Origin of the sequence: Streptomyces sp. NPDC002057, from assembly GCF_040296665.1 — a bacterium.
Taxonomy (GTDB): Bacteria; Actinomycetota; Actinomycetes; order Streptomycetales; family Streptomycetaceae; genus Streptomyces.
Window position 1 is genome coordinate 1 of record NZ_JBEOXR010000091.1, and the last position, 18,506, is coordinate 18,506.

The 18,506-nt window shown below is 73.7% G+C and carries 15 protein-coding genes; 10 read left to right on the forward strand and 5 right to left on the reverse strand.

The window, feature by feature from the left end; all coding sequences use genetic code 11:
- Nucleotides 1–107 precede the first annotated feature (107 nt).
- Together acs and ABT129_RS36945 are read right to left on the reverse strand one after the other, a co-directional pair.
- The gene (gene acs / locus ABT129_RS36940) at nucleotides 108–2,087 is read right to left on the reverse strand and encodes an acetate--CoA ligase (RefSeq protein ID WP_351910455.1); all 1,980 of its coding nucleotides are present in this window, start codon (nucleotides 2,085–2,087) and stop codon (nucleotides 108–110) included.
- Nucleotides 2,088–2,418: 331 nt separating this feature from the next.
- Nucleotides 2,419–4,809 (reverse strand): SulP family inorganic anion transporter, encoded by a 2,391-nt coding sequence (locus tag ABT129_RS36945; protein ID WP_351910457.1) that lies wholly within the window; start codon nucleotides 4,807–4,809, stop codon nucleotides 2,419–2,421.
- A gap of 301 nt (nucleotides 4,810–5,110) precedes the next feature.
- Between ABT129_RS36945 and ABT129_RS36950 the strand changes: the two genes are divergently transcribed.
- Nucleotides 5,111–6,571, forward strand: coding sequence for a polysaccharide deacetylase family protein (locus tag ABT129_RS36950; protein WP_351910459.1), 1,461 nt, complete (start codon nucleotides 5,111–5,113; stop codon nucleotides 6,569–6,571).
- 16 nt (nucleotides 6,572–6,587) lie between these two features.
- On the opposite strand, the gene ABT129_RS36955 is transcribed toward ABT129_RS36950, so the two are convergent.
- Complete coding sequence (locus tag ABT129_RS36955) at nucleotides 6,588–7,574, reverse strand: ATP-binding protein (protein WP_351910461.1); 987 nt, start codon at nucleotides 7,572–7,574, stop codon at nucleotides 6,588–6,590.
- 102 nt (nucleotides 7,575–7,676) lie between these two features.
- Between ABT129_RS36955 and ABT129_RS36960 the strand changes: the two genes are divergently transcribed.
- Nucleotides 7,677–8,495 (forward strand): Fic family protein, encoded by an 819-nt coding sequence (locus ABT129_RS36960; protein ID WP_351910463.1) that lies wholly within the window; start codon nucleotides 7,677–7,679, stop codon nucleotides 8,493–8,495.
- Nucleotides 8,496–9,000: 505 nt separating this feature from the next.
- Here ABT129_RS36960 and ABT129_RS36965 read toward each other — a convergent pair.
- On the reverse strand, nucleotides 9,001–9,849 hold the full coding sequence (locus tag ABT129_RS36965) for an HAD family hydrolase (protein WP_351910465.1): 849 nt from the start codon (nucleotides 9,847–9,849) through the stop codon (nucleotides 9,001–9,003).
- 450 nt (nucleotides 9,850–10,299) lie between these two features.
- On the opposite strand from ABT129_RS36965, the gene ssd reads away from it, so the two are divergent.
- The 7 genes from ssd to ABT129_RS37000 all read left to right on the forward strand — a co-directional run bounded on the left by ssd (nucleotide 10,300) and on the right by ABT129_RS37000 (nucleotide 15,497).
- A complete protein-coding gene (gene ssd / locus ABT129_RS36970; RefSeq protein WP_351910467.1) occupies nucleotides 10,300–11,445 on the forward strand; it encodes a septum site-determining protein Ssd in 1,146 nt (381 codons plus the stop codon).
- Complete coding sequence (locus ABT129_RS36975; RefSeq protein ID WP_351910469.1) at nucleotides 11,442–12,614, forward strand: TadA family conjugal transfer-associated ATPase; 1,173 nt, start codon at nucleotides 11,442–11,444, stop codon at nucleotides 12,612–12,614. The genes ssd and ABT129_RS36975 overlap by 4 nt, the downstream gene beginning before the upstream one ends.
- Nucleotides 12,614–13,540 carry a type II secretion system F family protein gene (locus tag ABT129_RS36980; RefSeq protein ID WP_351910470.1) on the forward strand — a complete coding sequence of 309 codons (927 nt, stop codon included), beginning with the start codon at nucleotides 12,614–12,616 and terminating at the stop codon, nucleotides 13,538–13,540. The genes ABT129_RS36975 and ABT129_RS36980 overlap by 1 nt, the downstream gene beginning before the upstream one ends.
- The gene (locus ABT129_RS36985) at nucleotides 13,537–14,301 is read left to right on the forward strand and encodes a type II secretion system F family protein (protein WP_351910472.1); all 765 of its coding nucleotides are present in this window, start codon (nucleotides 13,537–13,539) and stop codon (nucleotides 14,299–14,301) included. The genes ABT129_RS36980 and ABT129_RS36985 overlap by 4 nt, the downstream gene beginning before the upstream one ends.
- A 146-nt stretch (nucleotides 14,302–14,447) precedes the next feature.
- A complete protein-coding gene (locus ABT129_RS36990; protein ID WP_351910474.1) occupies nucleotides 14,448–14,654 on the forward strand; it encodes a DUF4244 domain-containing protein in 207 nt (68 codons plus the stop codon).
- The gene (locus ABT129_RS36995) at nucleotides 14,641–15,057 is read left to right on the forward strand and encodes a TadE family type IV pilus minor pilin (RefSeq protein ID WP_351910476.1); all 417 of its coding nucleotides are present in this window, start codon (nucleotides 14,641–14,643) and stop codon (nucleotides 15,055–15,057) included. Before ABT129_RS36990 ends, ABT129_RS36995 begins: the two co-directional genes overlap by 14 nt.
- Nucleotides 15,054–15,497, forward strand: a complete 444-nt coding sequence (locus ABT129_RS37000; RefSeq protein ID WP_351910477.1) for an Rv3654c family TadE-like protein — start codon at nucleotides 15,054–15,056, stop codon at nucleotides 15,495–15,497. The genes ABT129_RS36995 and ABT129_RS37000 overlap by 4 nt, the downstream gene beginning before the upstream one ends.
- Before the next feature lie 120 nt (nucleotides 15,498–15,617).
- Here ABT129_RS37000 and ABT129_RS37005 read toward each other — a convergent pair whose 3' ends face one another.
- Nucleotides 15,618–18,140, reverse strand: a complete 2,523-nt coding sequence (locus ABT129_RS37005) for a DEAD/DEAH box helicase (protein WP_351910478.1) — start codon at nucleotides 18,138–18,140, stop codon at nucleotides 15,618–15,620.
- A gap of 80 nt (nucleotides 18,141–18,220) precedes the next feature.
- Here ABT129_RS37005 and ABT129_RS37010 point away from each other — a divergent pair.
- Nucleotides 18,221–18,506: STAS domain-containing protein (locus ABT129_RS37010; RefSeq protein ID WP_351910480.1), on the forward strand; the 286-nt coding region annotated here is incomplete at its 3' end.

Below are 18,506 nucleotides of genomic sequence, written 5' to 3' on the forward strand. Positions count from 1 at the left end.
GGGGTGGGCGGGGGGGGGTGGGGCGCCCCGCACCCTTACGACGTCAACGCCCGCCCCGAGCGGTCCGGGGCGGGCGTTCACGTCGTACGGGTCCTGCGCGTCGCCGCTCAGTCCTCGCTGGAGGCGGCCGGCAGCTGGGTCTGGATGAGCGACATGACGGAGGAGTCCGTGAGGGTGGTGACGTCCCCCAGCTCACGGTTCTCGGCCACGTCGCGCAGCAGACGGCGCATGATCTTGCCCGAGCGGGTCTTCGGCAGCTCCGCCACCGGCAGCACCCGCTTCGGCTTGGCGATCGGGCCGAGGGTCGTGCCGACGTGGTTGCGCAGCTCGGCGACCAGGCTCTCCCCCGCGTCGGCGGACGCTGCCAGCGTCTCGCTCGCCGCGCCGCGCAGGATGACGAAGGCGACGATGGCCTGACCGGTCGTCTCGTCGGCGGCGCCGACGACGGCCGCCTCGGCGACCGACGGGTGCGAGACGAGGGCCGACTCGACCTCGGTGGTCGAGATGTTGTGGCCCGAGACGAGCATGACGTCGTCGACCCGGCCGAGCAGCCAGATGTCGCCGTCCTCGTCCTTCTTGGCCCCGTCACCGGCGAAGTACTTGCCCTCGAAGCGGGACCAGTACGTGTCGATGTAGCGCTGGTCGTCGCCCCAGATGGTGCGGAGCATCGACGGCCACGGCTCGGTGAGGACCAGGTAGCCGCCGCCGCCGTTCGGGACCTCGTTGGCCTCGTCGTCGACGACGGTCGCGGAGATGCCCGGCAGCGGGCGCTGGGCGGAGCCCGGCTTGGTCTCGGTGACGCCCGGCAGCGGCGAGATCATCATCGCGCCGGTCTCGGTCTGCCACCAGGTGTCCACGATCGGCGTCTTGCCCGCGCCGATGTGGTCGCGGTACCAGACCCAGGCCTCGGGGTTGATCGGCTCGCCGACCGAGCCGAGCACCCGCAGGCTCGACAGGTCGAACTTGGCGGGGATGTCGTCGCCCCACTTCATGAACGTGCGGATCGCCGTGGGCGCCGTGTAGAGGATCGTGACGCCGTACTTCTGCACGATCTCCCAGAACCGCCCCTGGTGCGGGGTGTCCGGGGTGCCCTCGTACATGACCTGCGTCGCGCCGTTGGCCAGCGGGCCGTAGACGATGTACGAGTGCCCGGTGACCCAGCCGATGTCGGCGGTGCACCAGTAGACGTCGGTCTCCGGCTTGAGGTCGAAGACGGCGTGGTGGGTGTAGGCGGCCTGCGTGAGGTACCCGCCGGAGGTGTGCAGGATGCCCTTCGGCTTCCCCGTGGTGCCGGAGGTGTAGAGGATGAAGAGCGGGTGCTCCGCCTCGAAGGCCTCCGGGGTGTGCTCGGCGGACTGGCGGGCGACGATGTCGTCCCACCACACGTCGCGGCCCTCGGTGAACGCGGTGTCCTGGCCCGTACGGCGGACCACGAGGACGTGCTCCACCTGCGGACACTTGGCGACGGCCTCGTCGATGGCCGGCTTGAGGGCGCTCGGCTTGCCTCGGCGGTAGCCGCCGTCGGCGGTGACGACCAGCTTGGCGTCGGCGTCCTGGATGCGGGAGGCCACGGCGTCGGCCGAGAAGCCGCCGAAGACCACCGAGTGGGCGGCGCCGACGCGGGCGCAGGCCAGCATCGTGATGGCGGCCTCGGGGATCATCGGCAGGTAGACGGCGACGCGGTCGCCCTTGCGGACACCCAGCTCGGTCAGGGCGTTGGCCGCCTTGGAGACCTCGTCCTTCAGCTCGGCGTAGGTGATCGCGCGGCTGTCGCCCGGCTCGCCCTCGAAGTGGATGGCGACCCGGTCGCCGTGGCCGGCCTCGACGTGCCGGTCGACGCAGTTGTACGCGACGTTCAGCTCGCCGTCCGCGAACCACTTGGCGAACGGCGGGTTCGACCAGTCGAGGGTCTCGGTCGGCTCGGTGGCCCAGGTCAGGCGCTTGGCCTGCTCGGCCCAGAAGCCCAGCCTGTCCGCCTTGGCCTGCTCGTACGCCTCCGCCGTCACGTTGGCGTGCGCGGCCAGCTCGGCGGGCGGCGAAAACCGTCGCTCTTCCCGAAGCAGATTGGCCAGGCTTTCGTTGCTCACGACATCTCCCTTTCCCAGGGCGTCCTCTGTGCGTATGTGTCCCGCGTCATACCTCATCAGTCAGATGCCCGGGTGACAAGAGTCTCCAGGGAATTGGTTTAGACCTGTGGGTGGCTTGACGTGGCTCGACGCGGTGTGGCCCCTTCTTCCCGAGCGGTGGGAGAAGGGGCCACACAGTCTCACGGACGGGGAGGGCGAATGGTTCAGGACGCGCGCCCTCCGCCCGGGTGGGCGGGATCGGAGTGCGACCCCGCCGCCCCGGTGCCAACGCGGTGCGCCGGTGTCGGCAGGCGTGCGTGCTCCGTCGTCCGCGCGGCGGCGTGCGCCGGTGTCAGCACGCGTGCGCCGTCTCCCGGGCGTCCGTCGGCATGACCTGGGTGAAGACGTCGTCGTAGCTGTGCACCTCGTCCGTACCGGCGAGCAGGTACGCCTGCGCCTCGCCCACGTGGAAGTACATGCCCTGCAGCGTGAGCGTGCCCTCGGCGAGCCGCCGCGCGACCGGCTCGTACGCCCGCAGGTGCTCCAGCTGCTGGACCACGTTGGTCAGGCAGAGCTGCTCGACCGCGTCCGCCGGAAGGCGTCCGGAGATCCGTGCCCAGGCGTGGCGCCGGTTGGCCATCCGCTCCAGGCTGGGCCGGCCGTGCCGCAGCCAGCGCCGGAGCGGGCTCGGCGGGTCGTCCGGGCCGCCGTTCAGCAGGGCCTGCATCGCGCCGCAGCCGGAGTGGCCGCAGACGGTGATCGACTGCACCCGCAGCACGTCCACCGCGTACTCGATCGCCGCCGCCACCGAGTCGTCGCCGCTCTCCTCGCCGGGGAGCGGGACGAGGTTGCCGACGTTGCGCACGGTGAAGAGGTCGCCGGGTCCGCTCGACGTGATCATGCTGGTGACGAGGCGGGAGTCGGCGCAGGTCAGGAAGAGCTGCGAGGGGGTCTGGCCCTCCCGGGCGAGCCGCGCGAGCTCGTCCCGCACGAGCGGGGCCGTGTTCCGCTGGAACTTGCCGATGCCGCTCGCCAGCTGCAGCCCCGTCGTACGCCCCGGCCCGGCGGGCGTGGCGGGCCCGGTGCTCCCGGCGCTGTCCCGGGGCGGATCGGCCGGAGCTTCCCCGCACTGGTGGTTGTGCCACGGCGTCCAGGGCCGGCAGCAGGTGTGCGCGGCGGCCGCCGCGGCGGTGGCGGGGGAGGGCTCGGCGATCCGCACGCCGGCCGGGCCGGTCGTCTCGACCGTGCCGCCGTGGGCGAGGTGCCCGGCGGTCCAGTCGCTCAGCGTCTCGTAGGCGGCGTGGTCCATGAAGGAACCGTCCAGCTCGACCACCACGTCGGACCCCCGCGGCAGCTGGTGCAGGGCCCGGCTGAGCCGGGGCACCGCGAGGAAGGTCAACTGTCCCCGGACGTGCAGCAGGTGGCGCCCGTCCCGCTCCTCGCGGGTGATCCGGGTGCGGGTCAGCCGCTGCAGGGCGACCGCGATGGCCACGGCGATGCCGAGGGCCACACCCTCCAGGATGCCGATGAGGACGACACCCGACACGGTCACCACGTAGACGACGACCTCGCGGTGCCGGGTGACCGTACGGATGTGGGTGATGCTGACCATCTGGATGCCGACCACCATCACCAGGGCGGCGAGCGCGGGCAGCGGGATCAGGTCGAGCAGGGGAACGAGCAGCAGGGCCGCGAGCACGATCCAGAGGCCGTGCAGCATCGTGGAGGAGCGGCTCACCGCGCCCGCCGAGACGTTGGCGACGCTGCGGACCGCGACCCCGGCGACCGGCAGCCCGCCGAGCGCGCCGGAGAGCATGTTGGCCGCGCCCTGGCCGGCGAGTTCGCGGTCCAGGTTCGCGCGCGGGACGCCGACGCCGCCGTCCGCGCGGGCCGCGACCAGTTTGTCGACCGCGACGGCGGAGAGCAGAGACTGCACGCTGGTGACCAGGGTGATCGTGAGCACTCCGGCCAGGATGCCGAGCACGGGGCCCTCGGGCAGACCCGGCAGGGCGTGGCTGCTCCAGGACGGCAGGTCGACGCGGGGCACGGCGAGCCCGGCGACGGTCGCCACCGCCGTCGCCCCGGCCACCGCGACCAGCGCGGCCGGGACCTTCCGTACGAGCTTCCCTGCGCGCCCCGGCAGCCGGGGCCAGCACAGGAGCACGGCCACGGTGAGGGCGCTGAGGCCGAGCGCGACCGGGTGGGCGTGCGCCACCTGGGCCGGCAGGCCGAGGACGTTGTCGACGGCGGAGCTCTGCGGGGTGCCGCCGAGCACGATGTGGAGCTGGGCGAGGGCGATGGTGACGCCGATGCCGGCCAGCATGCCGTGCACGATCGCGGGCGACACGGCGAGTGCCGAGCGGGCCACCCGGAGGGCGGACAGGCCGAGTTGGGCGAGTCCGGCGAGGACGGTGATGGCGCAGGTGGTGCGCCAGCCGTACAGCTGGATGAGCTCGGCGGTCACCACCGTGAGGCCGGCGGCGGGGCCGCTCACCTGGAGGGGGGAGCCGCCGAACCGGCCGGCCACCAGGCCGCCGACGGCGGCGGCGACGAGGCCGGACTGGAGCGGGGCTCCGGTGGCGAGCGCGATGCCGAGCGAGAGCGGCAGCGCGATCAGGAAGACGGCGATCGAGGCGGACAGGTCGGCGCCCGCGACGCGGAAGCGGCGGGGCCGCTCCGGCGGGCTGTGGGGCCGCTGGACGCGGGGTCGGGTGGTGGTGCGGTCGGGGGTGCAGAGGGTCATTCCCGTCTCCTCCGGGGCAGCGCGGTCGCGGTTCGTGGGGACGAACATGGGGGCTCGCGGCCGTGGGTCACGGCGTGCAGCGGCGGGATTCCCGATGGGGTCCCCGCCAGGGGCGAGGATCAACGCTCGGTAAATGGATCGTAATGGAGAGTAAAGTCTCCGGCATTATTTTCGGGGCAAATAGGGCAATGATTCACCGGTTCCGGTGATAGGTGGACGCTTTGCCGCTTGTCGTTTCATCTCTCCGGTCGTCGCGGTGCGACGTTGACGCCGCTCGCACGAACCGAGGAGAGGTGGGCGGATGACAGCCGCCGGGAGAAGGACCACTGCCCAGAGGAAGACGCTCGCCGCAGGCGCCCTCGCCGTCGCCCTGATCACCGGCCTCGCCGGCTGCTCGGGCTCCGACGGCACCGCCACGAAGGGCGCGCAGGGCGGCGCCGGCACCAAGAAGGGACCGGCCGCGGCCCCGCAGACCGTGCCCCGCCTGATCGGCGACGGCTCCACGGCCTTCACCGGCGCCCAGCCCCGCCAGCCCGTCTGGCAGAAGCTCAAGCCGGGCGAGACCCCGCCGCAGTTCGTCGTCTTCTCCTGGGACGGCGCCGGCGAGGACAGCCAGAAGCTGTTCTCCCACTTCCGCTCGGTGGGCAGGAAGTACGACGCCACCATGACGTACTTCCTCAGCGGCGTGTACCTGCTGCCCGAGGAGAAGAAGGCCCTCTACGACCCGCCGCAGCACAACGTGGGGCGCTCCGACATCGGCTTCAACGACACCGAGGGCATCCGTGCCACCGTCCGCGAACTGCGCGCCGCGTGGCAGGAGGGCAACGAGATCGGCACCCACTTCAACGGGCACTTCTGCGGCGCCGAGGGCGGCGTCGGGACCTGGTCCGTCGAGGAGTGGAAGAGCGAGATCAAGCAGGCCAAGTCCTTCGTCAAGAACTGGAAGACCAACTCGGGGCTGCGCGCGGAGCAGCCGCTTCCGTTCGACTACGACAAGGAGCTCGTCGGCGCCCGCACCCCCTGCCTGGAGGGCCGGACCAACTTCGTCCAGGCGGCGGCGCAGCTGGGCTTCCGCTACGACACGAGCGGCGTCAACGACCAGATCTGGCCCAAGAAGGACCTGGGCCTGTGGGACCTGTCGCTCCAGCTCGTGCCGATGCCGGGCCGCGCCTTCCAGACGCTGTCCATGGACTACAACTTCCTGGTCAACCAGTCCCCGGGCACGACCCAGGGCGACCCGAACCAGCGCGAGTACTGGGGCGACCAGATGCGGGACGGCCTGGTGCAGGCCTTCGACCGCGCCTACAAGGGCAACCGGGCGCCGCTCGTCATCGGCAACCACTTCGAGTCCTGGAACGGCGGCACGTACATGCGTGCCATCGAGGAGACCATCGCCACGGTGTGCGTCCAGAAGGACGTCAAGTGCGTGTCCTTCCGGCAGCTCGCCGACTGGCTCGACGCCCAGGACCCCGACGTCATCGCCAAGATGCGCACCCTGAAGGTCGGCGAGGCCCCGGCGGCCGGCTGGAAGACCTTCCTCACCTCCCAGCCGGCGGCCCCGGCCGCCCCGGCGACCGCCCCCGCGGCGGGCGTGGCGGGTTCGGGGGCGGACGCGGCCGGCCCGGCGGCGGACGTGGCTGATCCGGCGAGGGGCGTGGCGGGTTCGGCGGCGGACGTGGCTGATCCGGCGAGGGGCGTGGCGGGTTCGGCGGCGGACGTGGCCGATCCGGCGACGGACGCCAAGCAGGCCGAACGGCGCTGAGCCACCGGCCGGGCCGTCAGCCGAGCTGCGGTACGGCCATCGGTTCGCCGAGCACGAAGTCGGGGTCGACCTGGGCAGCCAGGTCGGCCCCCGTCTTGGCGTTGCCCCAGCTCTCCGCGTTGCGCAGGTGGAAGTGGACCATCTGGCGCGTGTAGCGCTCCCAGTCGCGGTCGGCGTACGAGTCGTCCGCCGCGTCCTGGAGGGCCTGGAGCGACATCCGGTTCTCCGCCTCCAGGAGCTCGAAGCGGGGCGGGCGGCCCTTCTCCATCGCGCGGACCCAGTCCGAGTGGCCCACCGTCACGAGCAGGTCGTCGCCGACCTCCTCGCGCAGGAAGTCGAGGTCGTCCCGGCCCTGCACCTTGTTGCCGACGACCTTGAGCGCGACCCCGAAGTCCCGCGCGTACTCCTTGTACTGGCGGTAGACCGAGACGCCCTTGCGGGTCGGCTCGGCGACCAGGAAGGTCATGTCGAAGCGGGTGAAGAGGCCGGAGGCGAAGGAGTCCGAGCCGGCGGTCATGTCGACGACCACGTACTCGTCGGCGCCGTCGACCAGGTGGTTCAGGCAGAGCTCCACCGCGCCGACCTTCGAGTGGTAGCAGGAGACCCCGAGGTCCGACTCCGTGAACGGGCCGGTCGCCATCAGGCGGATGTCCCCGTCGTCGAGCGGGACCGTCCGCGCGCAGGCCTCGTACACCGGGTTCTCCTCGTGGACCCGCAGCAGCCGCGAGCCCTCCCCGGGCGGCGTCGTCTTGATCATCGTGTCGGCGGAGGCGATCCGCGGGTTCGTGCCCCGCAGGTACTCCTTGATGAGCGGCAGGTGCGCGCCCATGGCGGGCAGCCCGGCGGCCTCCCCCTCGGGCAGGCCGAGCGCGGCGCCGAGGTGCTGGTTGATGTCGGCGTCGACGGCTACGACCGGGGCTTCGTTGGCGGCGAGGTGGCGGATGAAGAGCGAGGACAGCGTCGTCTTGCCGCTGCCGCCCTTCCCCACGAAAGCGATCTTCATGTTCACCTAGCGTAGTGGCATGAACGCGCCCCGTGGTCAAGGTGCGTGAAGAAGACCACTCCATCGTGGGGCGGGCCCACGGGGCGCGTAGCCTCCCTACTTATGAGTACGCACGCCTCTGACCCCTTGGCCGCCCTCGGCTCCCTGCCGGGCGTCGCCGACGCGGTGGACTCCGTACGCAAGGCCGTCGACCGGGTCTACGGCCACCGTGTGATGCGCCGCCGCAGCAACGAGATCTCCTCCGAGGCGGCCCTGCGCGGCGCGCGCGGCTCGGCCGCCCTCTCCGGTGCCGACTGGGCCCTGGAAGAGGTCCGCCGGCGCAGCGACTTCAGCGCCGACCCCGAGGCCCGCACGGTCGGCGCCGCCCTCAGGCTCGGCTCCGAGGCCGGGCAGCTGCTCTCCATCTGGCGCCAGTCGCCGCTGCGGGTGCTCGCCCGGCTCCACCTGGTCGCCGCCGGCGACCCGGGCGAGTCGGTGGGGCGGCCCCGGCTGGACGGCGAGAGCGTCGACGAGCCGCTGGTCACGACCCCGGTGCCGACGCCCGCCGAGGTCGCGGGACGACTGGACGGCCTGGCGGAACTGATCGTCGCGGGCGGCGACGCCCCCGCGCTCGTGACCGCCGCGGTGGTCCACGGCGAGCTGCTCGCCCTGCGCCCCTTCACCTCGTACAACGGCTTGATCGCGCGGGCGGCGGAGCGGATCGCGCTGGTCGGCAGCGGCCTCGACCCCAAGGCGATCTGCCCGGCGGAGGTCGGTCACGCGGAACAGGGGCGGGCCGCGTACCTCGCCGCGTTCGAGGGGTACCTGTCGGGGACCCCGGAGGGCGTGGGCGGCTGGATCGCGCACTGCGGGCGCTCGGTCGAGCTGGGTGTCCGTGAGTCGACGGCCGTCTGCGAGGCGCTGCAGCGCGGCGCGGCCTGATCCGGGCCGGGTCCGTGCGGGCCGGGTCCGTGCGGGCCGGGTCCCGTCGGGGCCGGTCGGGCTGAGTCTGTCCGGGCCGGTCGCGTCGGGTCGCGCTGAGTCGGTCCGGTCCGGCCCGGTCCGGTCCGTTCGGGTCGCTTCGGGTCGTACGGAAGGGTGGGGCCCGACATGATTCAGGGCCCCCTCGCGGGGGCCCTGAAAGGGTTGCGGCGGCACCCGTTCAGGTACCGCCGCTGGCACGTCCACCCAGTTACCAAGCGTCCTCGATATGTGCCCATCAGGCCGGGAACTTTGCCCGTGGCCTGGTGCGGCTGGCCCGTAATCGACGGGTCGACGTCGCGTGGGTGCTCGGCTTTTGTGCTAGGTCCGTGGGGCCTTCATGCTCAACAGGTGATCCTCTCGGATGTCCTCGGTCTCGCGGGCCTGATTCCTTTCTACTCCTGTCGGGGTAGAAGCGAAAGTGCTGGCTCCACTTCTCTTGCCCGTAGTTCATATCGGGGCAAAGTCATCCGAGAGCCGAGGAGGCGAGGGCGGCCCGCCGCCGGGCGGCATACCAGACGAGCCCGGCTCCCACGGCCGCCGCACCCACCGCCGCCGCGGCGACGAGGGTGGGACGGGGCGGCATACGGAACTCGGGCAGCCGCTGCTTGAGCCGTACCGGCTTCTCGAAGGCGAGAACCGGCCATTCCCGGGACGCGGCCTCACGGCGCAGCGCGCGGTCCGGATTGACCGCGTACGGGTGGCCGACGGCCTCCAGCATCGGGATGTCGGTCGCCGAGTCGCTGTACGCGTAGCAGCGCGAGAGGTCGTACCCCTCCGAGAGCGCGAGCTCCCGGACGGCCTCGGCCTTCGTCGGGCCGTAGGCGTAGTACTCCACCTCACCGGTGAAGCAGCCGTCCTCCCCGACCACCATCCGGGTGGCGACCACGCGGTCGGCCCCGAGCATCTCGCCGATCGGCTCGACGACCTCGGCGCCGGAGGTCGAGACGATCACGACGTCGCGGCCGGCGGCGTGGTGCTCCTCGATGAGGGACGCCGCCTCGTCGTAGATGATCGGGTCGATCAGGTCGTGAAGGGTCTCGGCGACGAGTTCCTTCACCTGGGCGACGTTCCAGCCTTTGCAGAGCGCGGAGAGGTACTCGCGCATCCGCTCCATCTGGTCGTGATCGGCCCCACCTGCCAGGAAGACGAACTGGATGTAGGCCGTCCGCAGGGCGGCGCGGCGGCTGATCAGTCCGCCCCGGTAGAAGGACTTGCTGAAGGTCAGGGTCGAGGACTTCGCAATGACCGTCTTGTCCAGGTCAAAGAAGGCGGCTGTGCGCGGCAAGGAGTGGTTTTCCACAAGCCTGAGCATAGGTGCCCGCCATTCGGCGTACGCTGGGGCGCGTGGGTTTGCCTGAGAAGGCTCTCGGGTACACCATGGAAGTCACGGATCGTTCGCGACCGTGCTAACCCGGTCCGGCTCCTCCCCCCCCGAGTCGGCCGGAAAGACGACCCCCGCTCTCCCCCCCGGCGGGGGTCGTCGCATGTCCGGAGCCGTTTTGGCCCTGTGTGACACCGCCATCTTCCTTCTCCCGCCCGTCGGCCGCGCTTCGGTCCGACGCGTCGCCGGACCCTTGATTCGTCACTCACAGTAACCGGCGGGTTTCGTTCCGGACAGTCCCCGGGCGGGTGGCGAAGATATTCACAGGGCTTCGGATATCCACAGTTTTTCGGCACGCTCCCCAGGATTTTCGGCACGGCCCCACGGTGATTCCTGTCGCGAAGTTCGCGGACGGCAGGAAACACGAGAGGGGTGAGAGCCATGGAGGCATCCAGGACTTCCGGGGCCAGGGGTGCGGCGTGGAGTTCGGCGCCGAGCGGGCCGGAGACGCCCGGAGCGGACGAACCGCGCCGCACGGGGCCGCTGATCGTCACCGAGGACCTCGGGCTCCTCGACGACCTCCTGCGGCTGTGCGCCGCGGCGGGGGTCGAGCCCGAGGTGCACCACCGGGTGCCGGAGCGGCGGGCGAGCTGGACCGACCCGCCGCTCGTCCTGGTCGGCGACGACGCCGCCGCCCGCTGCCGGGGAGCGGCGCGCCGCCCCGGCATCGTCCTCGTCCACCGGGACCAGGACGATCCGGGGGTGTGGCGGCTGGCCGTCGAGACCGGCGCGGAGTGCGTGCTGAGGCTGCCGGACGCCGAGAGCCTGCTCGTCGACCGCATCGCCGACGCGGCCGAGGGCGTGGGCCGGCAGGCCCTGACCGTCGGCGTCGTCGGCGGCCGAGGGGGTGCGGGCGCCTCCACCCTCGCCTGCGGTCTCGCGCTCGCCGCCGCCCGGACCGGGCGGCGCACCCTGCTCGTCGACGGCGACCCGCTGGGCGGAGGGCTCGACGTGTTGCTCGGCGGAGAGCGCGAGGAGGGCAGACGCTGGCCCGACTTCGCCGCCTCCAAGGGCCGCCTGGCCGGCGGCGCCCTGGAGGAGTCCCTGCCGTCCGTGCGGGGCGTCCGGGTGCTCAGCTGGGGCAGGGAGCCCGCGGCGCCGGTGCCGCCCGAGGCCGTGCGGTCCGTGCTCGCCGCGGCCCGCCGCCGGGGCGGGGTCGTCGTGGTCGACCTGCCGCGCGGCACGGACGCGGCGGCCGCCGAGGCCCTGGTCCAGCTCGACCTCGGACTGCTCGTCGTCCCCGGCGAGTTGAGGGCCGTCGCGGCGGCGCACCGGGTCGCCTCGACCGTCTCCGCCGTCGTGCGCGACCTGCGCGCCGTGGTCCGCGGACCGTACGCGGCGGGGCTCGACGAACGATGGGTCGCCGACGCGCTGCGGCTGCCGCTGGCCGGCGAACTCCCCTACGACCCGGGGATCGTGGCGGACCAGGACGCGGGGGTGCCACCGGGCGCCGAGCCCCGTGGACCGCTCGGCCGGTTCTGCGACGCCTTCTGGGCCCGCGCCCTCGCGCCCGGGGGCGCGGCATGACCGGGGCAGGGGGAGCGGGCGGCGGCGCGGGGCTTCTCGACGCCGTGCGGCAGCGGCTCGCGGCGAGCGGGTCCGATCCCACCCCGGCGCGGGTGGCAGCGGCCCTGCGGGCCCAGGGCCGGCTCCTCGGGGACGCGGAAGTGCTCGGCGCGGCGGAGGAGTTGCGGTGCGAGCTCCTCGGCACCGGCCCCCTCGAACCGCTGCTCGCCGACCCCGCCGTCACCGACGTCCTGGTCTCGGCGCCCGACCGGGTCTGGGTGGACCGGGGAGCCGGCCTCGAACGGGCCCCGGTGTCCTTCCCCGACGCCGCCGCCGTGCGCAGGCTCGCGCAACGGCTCGCGGCGGTGGCCGGACGCAGGCTCGACGACGCCCGGCCCTGGGTGGACGCACGACTGCCCGACGGCACCCGGATGCACGCCGTGCTGCCACCGGTGGCGGTCGGATCGACCTGCCTGTCGCTCCGGGTCGTGCGCCCCCGCGCCTTCACCCTGGAGGAGCTGGCGGCGGCGGGCACGGTGCCGCCGGGCGGCGCCCCGATCCTGCGCGCTCTCATCGACGCCCGGGTGTCGTACCTGGTCAGCGGCGGTACCGGCACAGGAAAAACCACACTGCTCGCCTCCCTTCTCGGCCTGGTGGGCGAGCGGGAGCGGATCGTCCTCGCCGAGGACTCGGCGGAGCTGCGACCGGACCACCCGCACGTGGTGCGGCTTGAGGCGCGGCCGGCGAACCAGGAGGGCGCCGGCCTCGTGACCCTGCGGGACCTCGTCCGTCAGGCGCTGCGGATGCGGCCGGACCGGCTCGTGGTCGGCGAGGTGCGCGGCGCCGAGGCCGTCGACCTCCTGGCCGCCCTCAACACGGGCCATGAAGGCGGCTCGGGAACCGTCCACGCCAACACCGCGGCGGACGTGCCGGCCCGGCTCGAAGCCCTGGGGACGGCGGCGGGGCTCGACCGGGCCGCCCTGCACAGCCAGTTGGGGGCCGGTCTGTCGGCCGTGCTCCACCTGGCGCGGGACCGGGACGGGCGGCGGCGCATCGCCGAGGTGCACGTCCTGGAGCGGGATCGGGAGGGCCTCGTGCGGACGGTTCCCGCACTGCGCTGGGGCGCCACCGGGTTCGTGCGGGAGCGCGGCTGGGAGCGCCTTGGATCGCTGATCGGAGAGGGGGCGTGATGTTCGTGGAACAGCCGGTACGGGCGGTGGCCCAGGCGGCGTTGGCGGTCTGCGCGCTCCGGGCGCTCTGGTGGGCGGTCGAGTGGCGGCGGGGTGAAGGCAGGGCGCGGGCGGTGCTCGCCGGTGCCGGTCCTGGTGGGCGCGGTGCCGGTGGTGCGGCCGGTTCCCGGGGCGCGTCCGGTGTGCGCGCTGTGCTCGGTGCGCTGCGGCCCGCGGTGCTCGCGCGCTGGTGGACCGTCGTGCGGGCGCGCCGCGCCTGGCTGTGCCTGCCGGTGGCGGGAGTGGTCGCGCTGCTCGGCGGGTCGCCGCTTCCGCTGGTGGCGGGGGCGGTCGCGGTGCCGGTGGTGGGGCGACGGCTGCGGGCGGCCGAGCGGCGCAAGGAGCGTGAGGCCGGGGCGGAGCGGGTGGTGGCGCTGTGCGGGGCTGTCGTCGGGGAACTGAGAGCCGGATGGCAGCCCTCCCAGGCCCTGTCCTTCGCGGCCCGGGAGACGGGCGCGCTGGGCGGCGAGGAGGCGGCGGTGCTGGCGGCGGCCCGCTTCGGCGGAGACGTGCCGGAGGCGCTGCGCAGGGCCGCCGGGCAGGACGGCGCCGACGGACTCGCCGGCGTGGCCGCCTGCTGGCAGGTGGCCGTGGACGGTGGCGCGGGCCTGGCCGCCGGGCTCGAACGGCTCGAAGCCGCCCTGCGAGACCACCACGAACAGCGGGAGCGGATGCGCGCCGAACTGGCCGGTGCCTGGGCGACGGTGGCTGTCCTGGCGCTGCTTCCGCTGGCCGGTGTCGCCCTCGGGGCCGCGCTCGGCGCGGACCCGTTGCGGGTGTTGCTGCACACCCCGGCGGGGCTGGGCTGCCTCGTCGTGGGCGGTGCTCTGGAGGCGGCCGGACTCTGGTGGGCCGGGCGGATCGTACGGGGAGGGGAGCGGGCGTGATCGAGGCCCTGCAGACGGCGGCTGTCGTCGTGGCGGTGGTGGTCTGGTGCGAGCGGGCGGTCGTGGAGGTGGTGTGCGGGCGCCGGGCGCGCGGGATGCGGCGGCGGCTGAGGGCCCTGCTTCCGGCTCCGGCGCCACGGCCTCCGAAAGTACGGTCCGGGCTGCCCCGGTGGGTGGGGCACTGGGCGGTTCCTCTGGGGGCGGCCGGCCTCGCCTGGGTGCTGTTCGGCGCGTTCGGCGGCCTGTTGGCCGGGGTCCTGGTGGGCGCGGGGGTGCGGCAGGGCTCGGCGCGTCGGTCCACTCCGGTGACGGACGGCGAGGAGGCGGTGCGTGATCTTCCGCTCGCCGCCGATCTGTTGGCGGCCTGCGCCTCGGCCGGTGCCGGGCCCGGGGAGGCGGCGGAGGCCGTCGGGCGGTCCCTGGGCGGCCCGTTGGGCGAGCGCCTGACCCGTACGGCGGCCGAGCTGCGGCTCGGTGGAGAACCGGCCGAGGTGTGGCGGAGGTTCGGCGCGATACCAGGAGCCGAGGGGCTGGCTCGCTGCATGGAACGGGCCGGTTCCTCGGGGGCGCCCGCCGCCGAGGCGGTCGCCCGGCACGCGGCCGCGCTGCGGTCGGCCCGCGCCCGTGCGGCGGCGGCCAGGGCGCGCAGGGCGCAGGTCCTGATCAGCGCGCCCGTGGGGCTCTGCTTCCTGCCCGCCTTCCTCGCGGTGGGGGTGGCCCCGGTGGTGATCGGCCTCGCGACGGGCCTCCTGGGCGGGTGACGGGACGCCTGCACGGATGAAGGACGGAAGACGGGAACACGGCGCGACATCGCCGGACCCAGCAGGACAGCAAGACCCAGCAAGGCAGCACGACACGGCAGGACATGGCGAGGCACGACATGGCACGACGATTCGAGGAGGTCGGCATGGCAGGCAAGGTGACGGTTCGGGGTTGGTGGCGGGCTCGGCGGGCGGCTGCACGCCGAGACGCGGGGATGACCACGTCCGAGTACGCGGTCGGGACGATCGCGGCGGCTGGTTTCGCCGCGGTGCTCTACAAGATCGTGACCAGCGGGACGGTCTCGGGAACGCTGGAGTCGGTGATCGGGAAGGCGCTCGATGCGCCGTTCTGACCGGGGCTTCGTGACGGTGGAGGCGGCGATGGTGCTGCCTGTCCTCGCCCTGTTCACGGTGGCCCTGCTCTGGGCGCTGGCGGCCGCGGCCGCGCAGATCCGGTGCGTCGACGCGGCACGGGCGGGAGCACGGGTCGCGGCCCGCGCCGAGCCCGGGCCGGCCGCCGAGTCGGCCGCCCGGGCCGCCGCGCCCGAGGGCGCCCGGGTGTCGGTGGAGCGGTCCGGGGAGCTCTGGCGGGTGTCGGTGGAGGTCGCGGCTCCGGGCCCCCGTGGCATGGGGCTGACTCTGCGGGCGGAGGCGGCGGCTCTCGCGGAGGACACGGCGGCCGTGGGGGCGGCGGGGGCTGGAGCGGCGGGCGGCGATCCGGTGGCGGGGCGTCCGGAGCCAGGGGGCGCACCATGACGCCCGAGGCCGGGGGAGGGGGAGGCCGTCGGTCCGACCGGGGCGCGGCAACCGTGTGGGTGGCCCTCGCGGCCTGTGCGCTCTGTGTCGTGTTCGGGGCGGTGCTCGCGCTCGGTCAGGCTGTGGCGGCCCGGCACCGGGCCGGTGGGGCCGCCGACCTGGCCGCCCTCGCCGCCGCCGACCGGGCGCTGTGGGGCGAGGCCGAGGCCTGCGGGGCCGCCTCCCGGGTGGCCGCAGCGCAGGGTGCCGAGCTGGTGGCGTGTGCCGTGCGGGGCGAACTCGCGGAGGTGACCGCCCGGGTCGTGCGGGGCCCCTACCGGCCGGAGGTCAGGTCGCGGGCGGGACCTCCGGGGCATCCCCCCGGGTCTCAGGGACCTGCGGGGGAGGCCCCGGGGCCCCCAGGGACCCCAGGGGCCCCCGCCGGGGTCTCAGGGGCCTGAGGGACCTCTCCCGGCGCCCCGCGGGAGGTCCGGGGTCTTCCGGGGCCTCGGAGACGGCCTCAGACCCTCCAGGCCCTCTCAGACCTCCGGCCCCTCCGGCGGCCCCGCCGACAGTCCCTCCTACGGCCCCTCCGACGGCCCTTCCCGCTCTCCCCCTGGCTGCTTCTCCGGCTCCTCCGGCTCCCCCGGCTGTTTCTCCGGGGCCTCCCGGAGGAGTTCCGTGAGGAGGCGGACGGCGCCTCGTTTGTGGAGCGGGTCGTTGCCGTTGCCGCACTTCGGGGACTGGATGCAGGAGGGGCAGCCCGCCTCGCACTCGCAGGAGGCGATGGCCTCCCGGGTGGCCGTCAGCCAGGCGCGGGCCGTGTGGAAGGCGCGCTCGGCGAAGCCCGCGCCGCCGGGATGCCCGTCGTACACGAAGACGGTGGGCAGCAGGGTGTCGGGGTGGAGCGGTACGGAGACGCCGCCGATGTCCCAGCGGTCGCACGTGGCGAACAGCGGCAGCATGCCGATGGAGGCGTGCTCGGCGGCGTGCAGGGCGCCCCCGAGGATCTCCGGGGTGATCCGGGCGGCGTCGAGCTGGTCCTCGGTGACCGTCCACCACACGGCCCGGGTGCGCAGGGTGCGGGGTGGCAGGTCGAGCTTGGTCTCGCCGAGGACCTCGCCCGTGATCAGCCGGCGGCGCAGGAAGGAGACGACCTGGTTGGTGACCTCGACGGAGCCGAAGCAGAGGCGCCCGGCTCCCCAGGGGATCTCGGTGTCGGTGTCGAGGACGGTGATGGAGGTGGTGTCGCGGGCGGTGGTGGAATACGGCGGGACGGCCTCCTCCACGAGGGCCACGGAGTCCTTCAGATCGAGTTCCCGCACCAGGTAGGTGCGGCCCTGGTGGAGGTGGACGGCGCCCTCGTGGACGGCGGTGTGGGAGGCGGCCTCGTCGACGGTGCCGAGCAGCCTGCCGGTGCCGGACTCCACGATCCGGACGGGGCTGCCGCCGCCGCCCCGGATGTCGGTGAGGTCGGCGGCCCGCTCGCGGCGGGTCCAGTACCAGCCGGTGGAGCGGCGGCGCAGCAGGCCCGCGGCCTCCAGCTGGGGCAGCAGGTCGGGGACGGCCGGGCCGAAGAGGGCCAGGTCGGGTTCGGTGAGGGGGAGCTCCGCGGCGGCGGCGCAGAGGTGGGGGGCGAGCACGTAGGGGTTGTCGGGGTCCAGGACGGTCGATTCCACCGGCTGGTCGAAGATCGCCTCCGGGTGGTGGACCAGGAAGGTGTCCAGCGGGTCGTCGCGGGCGATCAGGATCGCGAGGGCGCCCTCGCCCGAGCGACCCGCCCGGCCCGCCTGCTGCCAGAGGGAGGCCCGGGTGCCCGGGTAGCCGGCGATCAGGACGGCGTCCAGGCCCGAGACGTCCACGCCCAGCTCCAGGGCGGTGGTGGCGGCCAGGCCGAGGAGCTCGCCGGAGTGGAGGGCGCGTTCCAGGGCGCGGCGCTCCTCGGGCAGGTAGCCGCCCCGGTAGGCGGCGACCCGGCGGGCGAGCGAGCGGTCGGTCTCGGCGAGCCGTTCCTGGGCGATCACCGAGATCAGTTCGGCGCCGCGCCGGGAGCGCACGAAGGCGACCGAGCGGACGCCCTGCCGGGTCAGGTCGGTCAGCAGGTCGGCGGTCTCGGCGGTGGCGGTGCGGCGGACGGGGGCGCCGCGCTCGCCGTGCAGCTCGGTCAGGGGCGGCTCCCACAGGGCGAAGACCAGTTCGCCGCGCGGGGAGGCGTCGTCGGAGACCTCGGTGACGGGCAGGCCGGTGAGACGGCCGGCGGCGAGGGCGGGCTCGGCCGAGGTGGCGGAGGCGAGGAGGAAGACCGGGTCGGAGCCGTACCGGGCGCAGATCCGGCGCAGGCGCCGCAGCACCTGGGCGACGTGGGAGCCGAAGACGCCCCGGTAGGTGTGGCACTCGTCGATCACGACGTAGCGCAGGGAGCGCAGGAAGGAGGCCCATCTGGGGTGGGACGGGAGTATGCCCCGGTGCAGCATGTCGGGGTTGGTCAGGACGTAGTTCGCGTACTGGCGGACCCACTCGCGTTCCTCGACCGGGGTGTCGCCGTCGTAGACGGCGGGGCGGATCCGGTTGCCGAGCGGGGCGGCCAGTTCCCGCACGGCGCGGCGCTGGTCGGCGGCGAGGGCCTTGGTGGGCGAGAGGTAGAGGGCGGTGGTCCCGCGTCCGTTGGGGGCCTCCGCGCCGTCCAGGAGGGTGGTCAGGACCGGCGCGAGGTAGGCGAGCGACTTGCCCGAGGCGGTGCCGGTGGCGATCACCACGGACTCGCCGTCCAGGGCGTGCTCGGCGGCCTCCGCCTGGTGGGCCCAGGGGTGCTCGATCCCGGCCGCCCGGATCGCCGCGATCACCTCCGGACGGATGCGGTGCGGCCAGACTGCATGACGACCCTCCCGGGCGGGCATGTGCTCCATATGAGTGATGCGCGCGGCCCGGCTCTCGCCCGAGGAGAGCCGGTCGAGGACCATGCCGGGGGAGGGGCGGCTGCCCGTTTCCCCGGCCGGACGACGGGGGCGGTGATTCTTGGCCATCGGCACCGAGTGTGTCACTGCCATGACGGACAATGCTTCCAAGGCGTCGTGCATGGCTGCTGGTAAGTGATTGAATGCCATCGCGGCTGGCGATCAGTTCCCCGACTCCGCCCTGGAGACCCGAGAGAACGATCGTTCGATAGCAAGGTGCTGGAGGATCCGTGGACCTGTCCCTGTCGACTCGCAATGTGTCCGGCGCTGGTGGCGACCGTACGGTCGTCGAGGTCGGTGGCGAGATTGATGTGTATACCGCGCCCAAGCTGCGCGAGCAGTTGGTCGAGTTGGTGAACGACGGCAGCTACCACCTGGTCGTCGACATGGAGGGCGTGGACTTCCTCGACTCCACCGGCCGCGGTGTGCTGGTCGGCGGCCTGAAGCGCGTCCGCGCGCATGAGGGCTCGCTGCGTCTGGTCTGCAACCAGGAGCGCATTCTGAAGATTTTCCGGA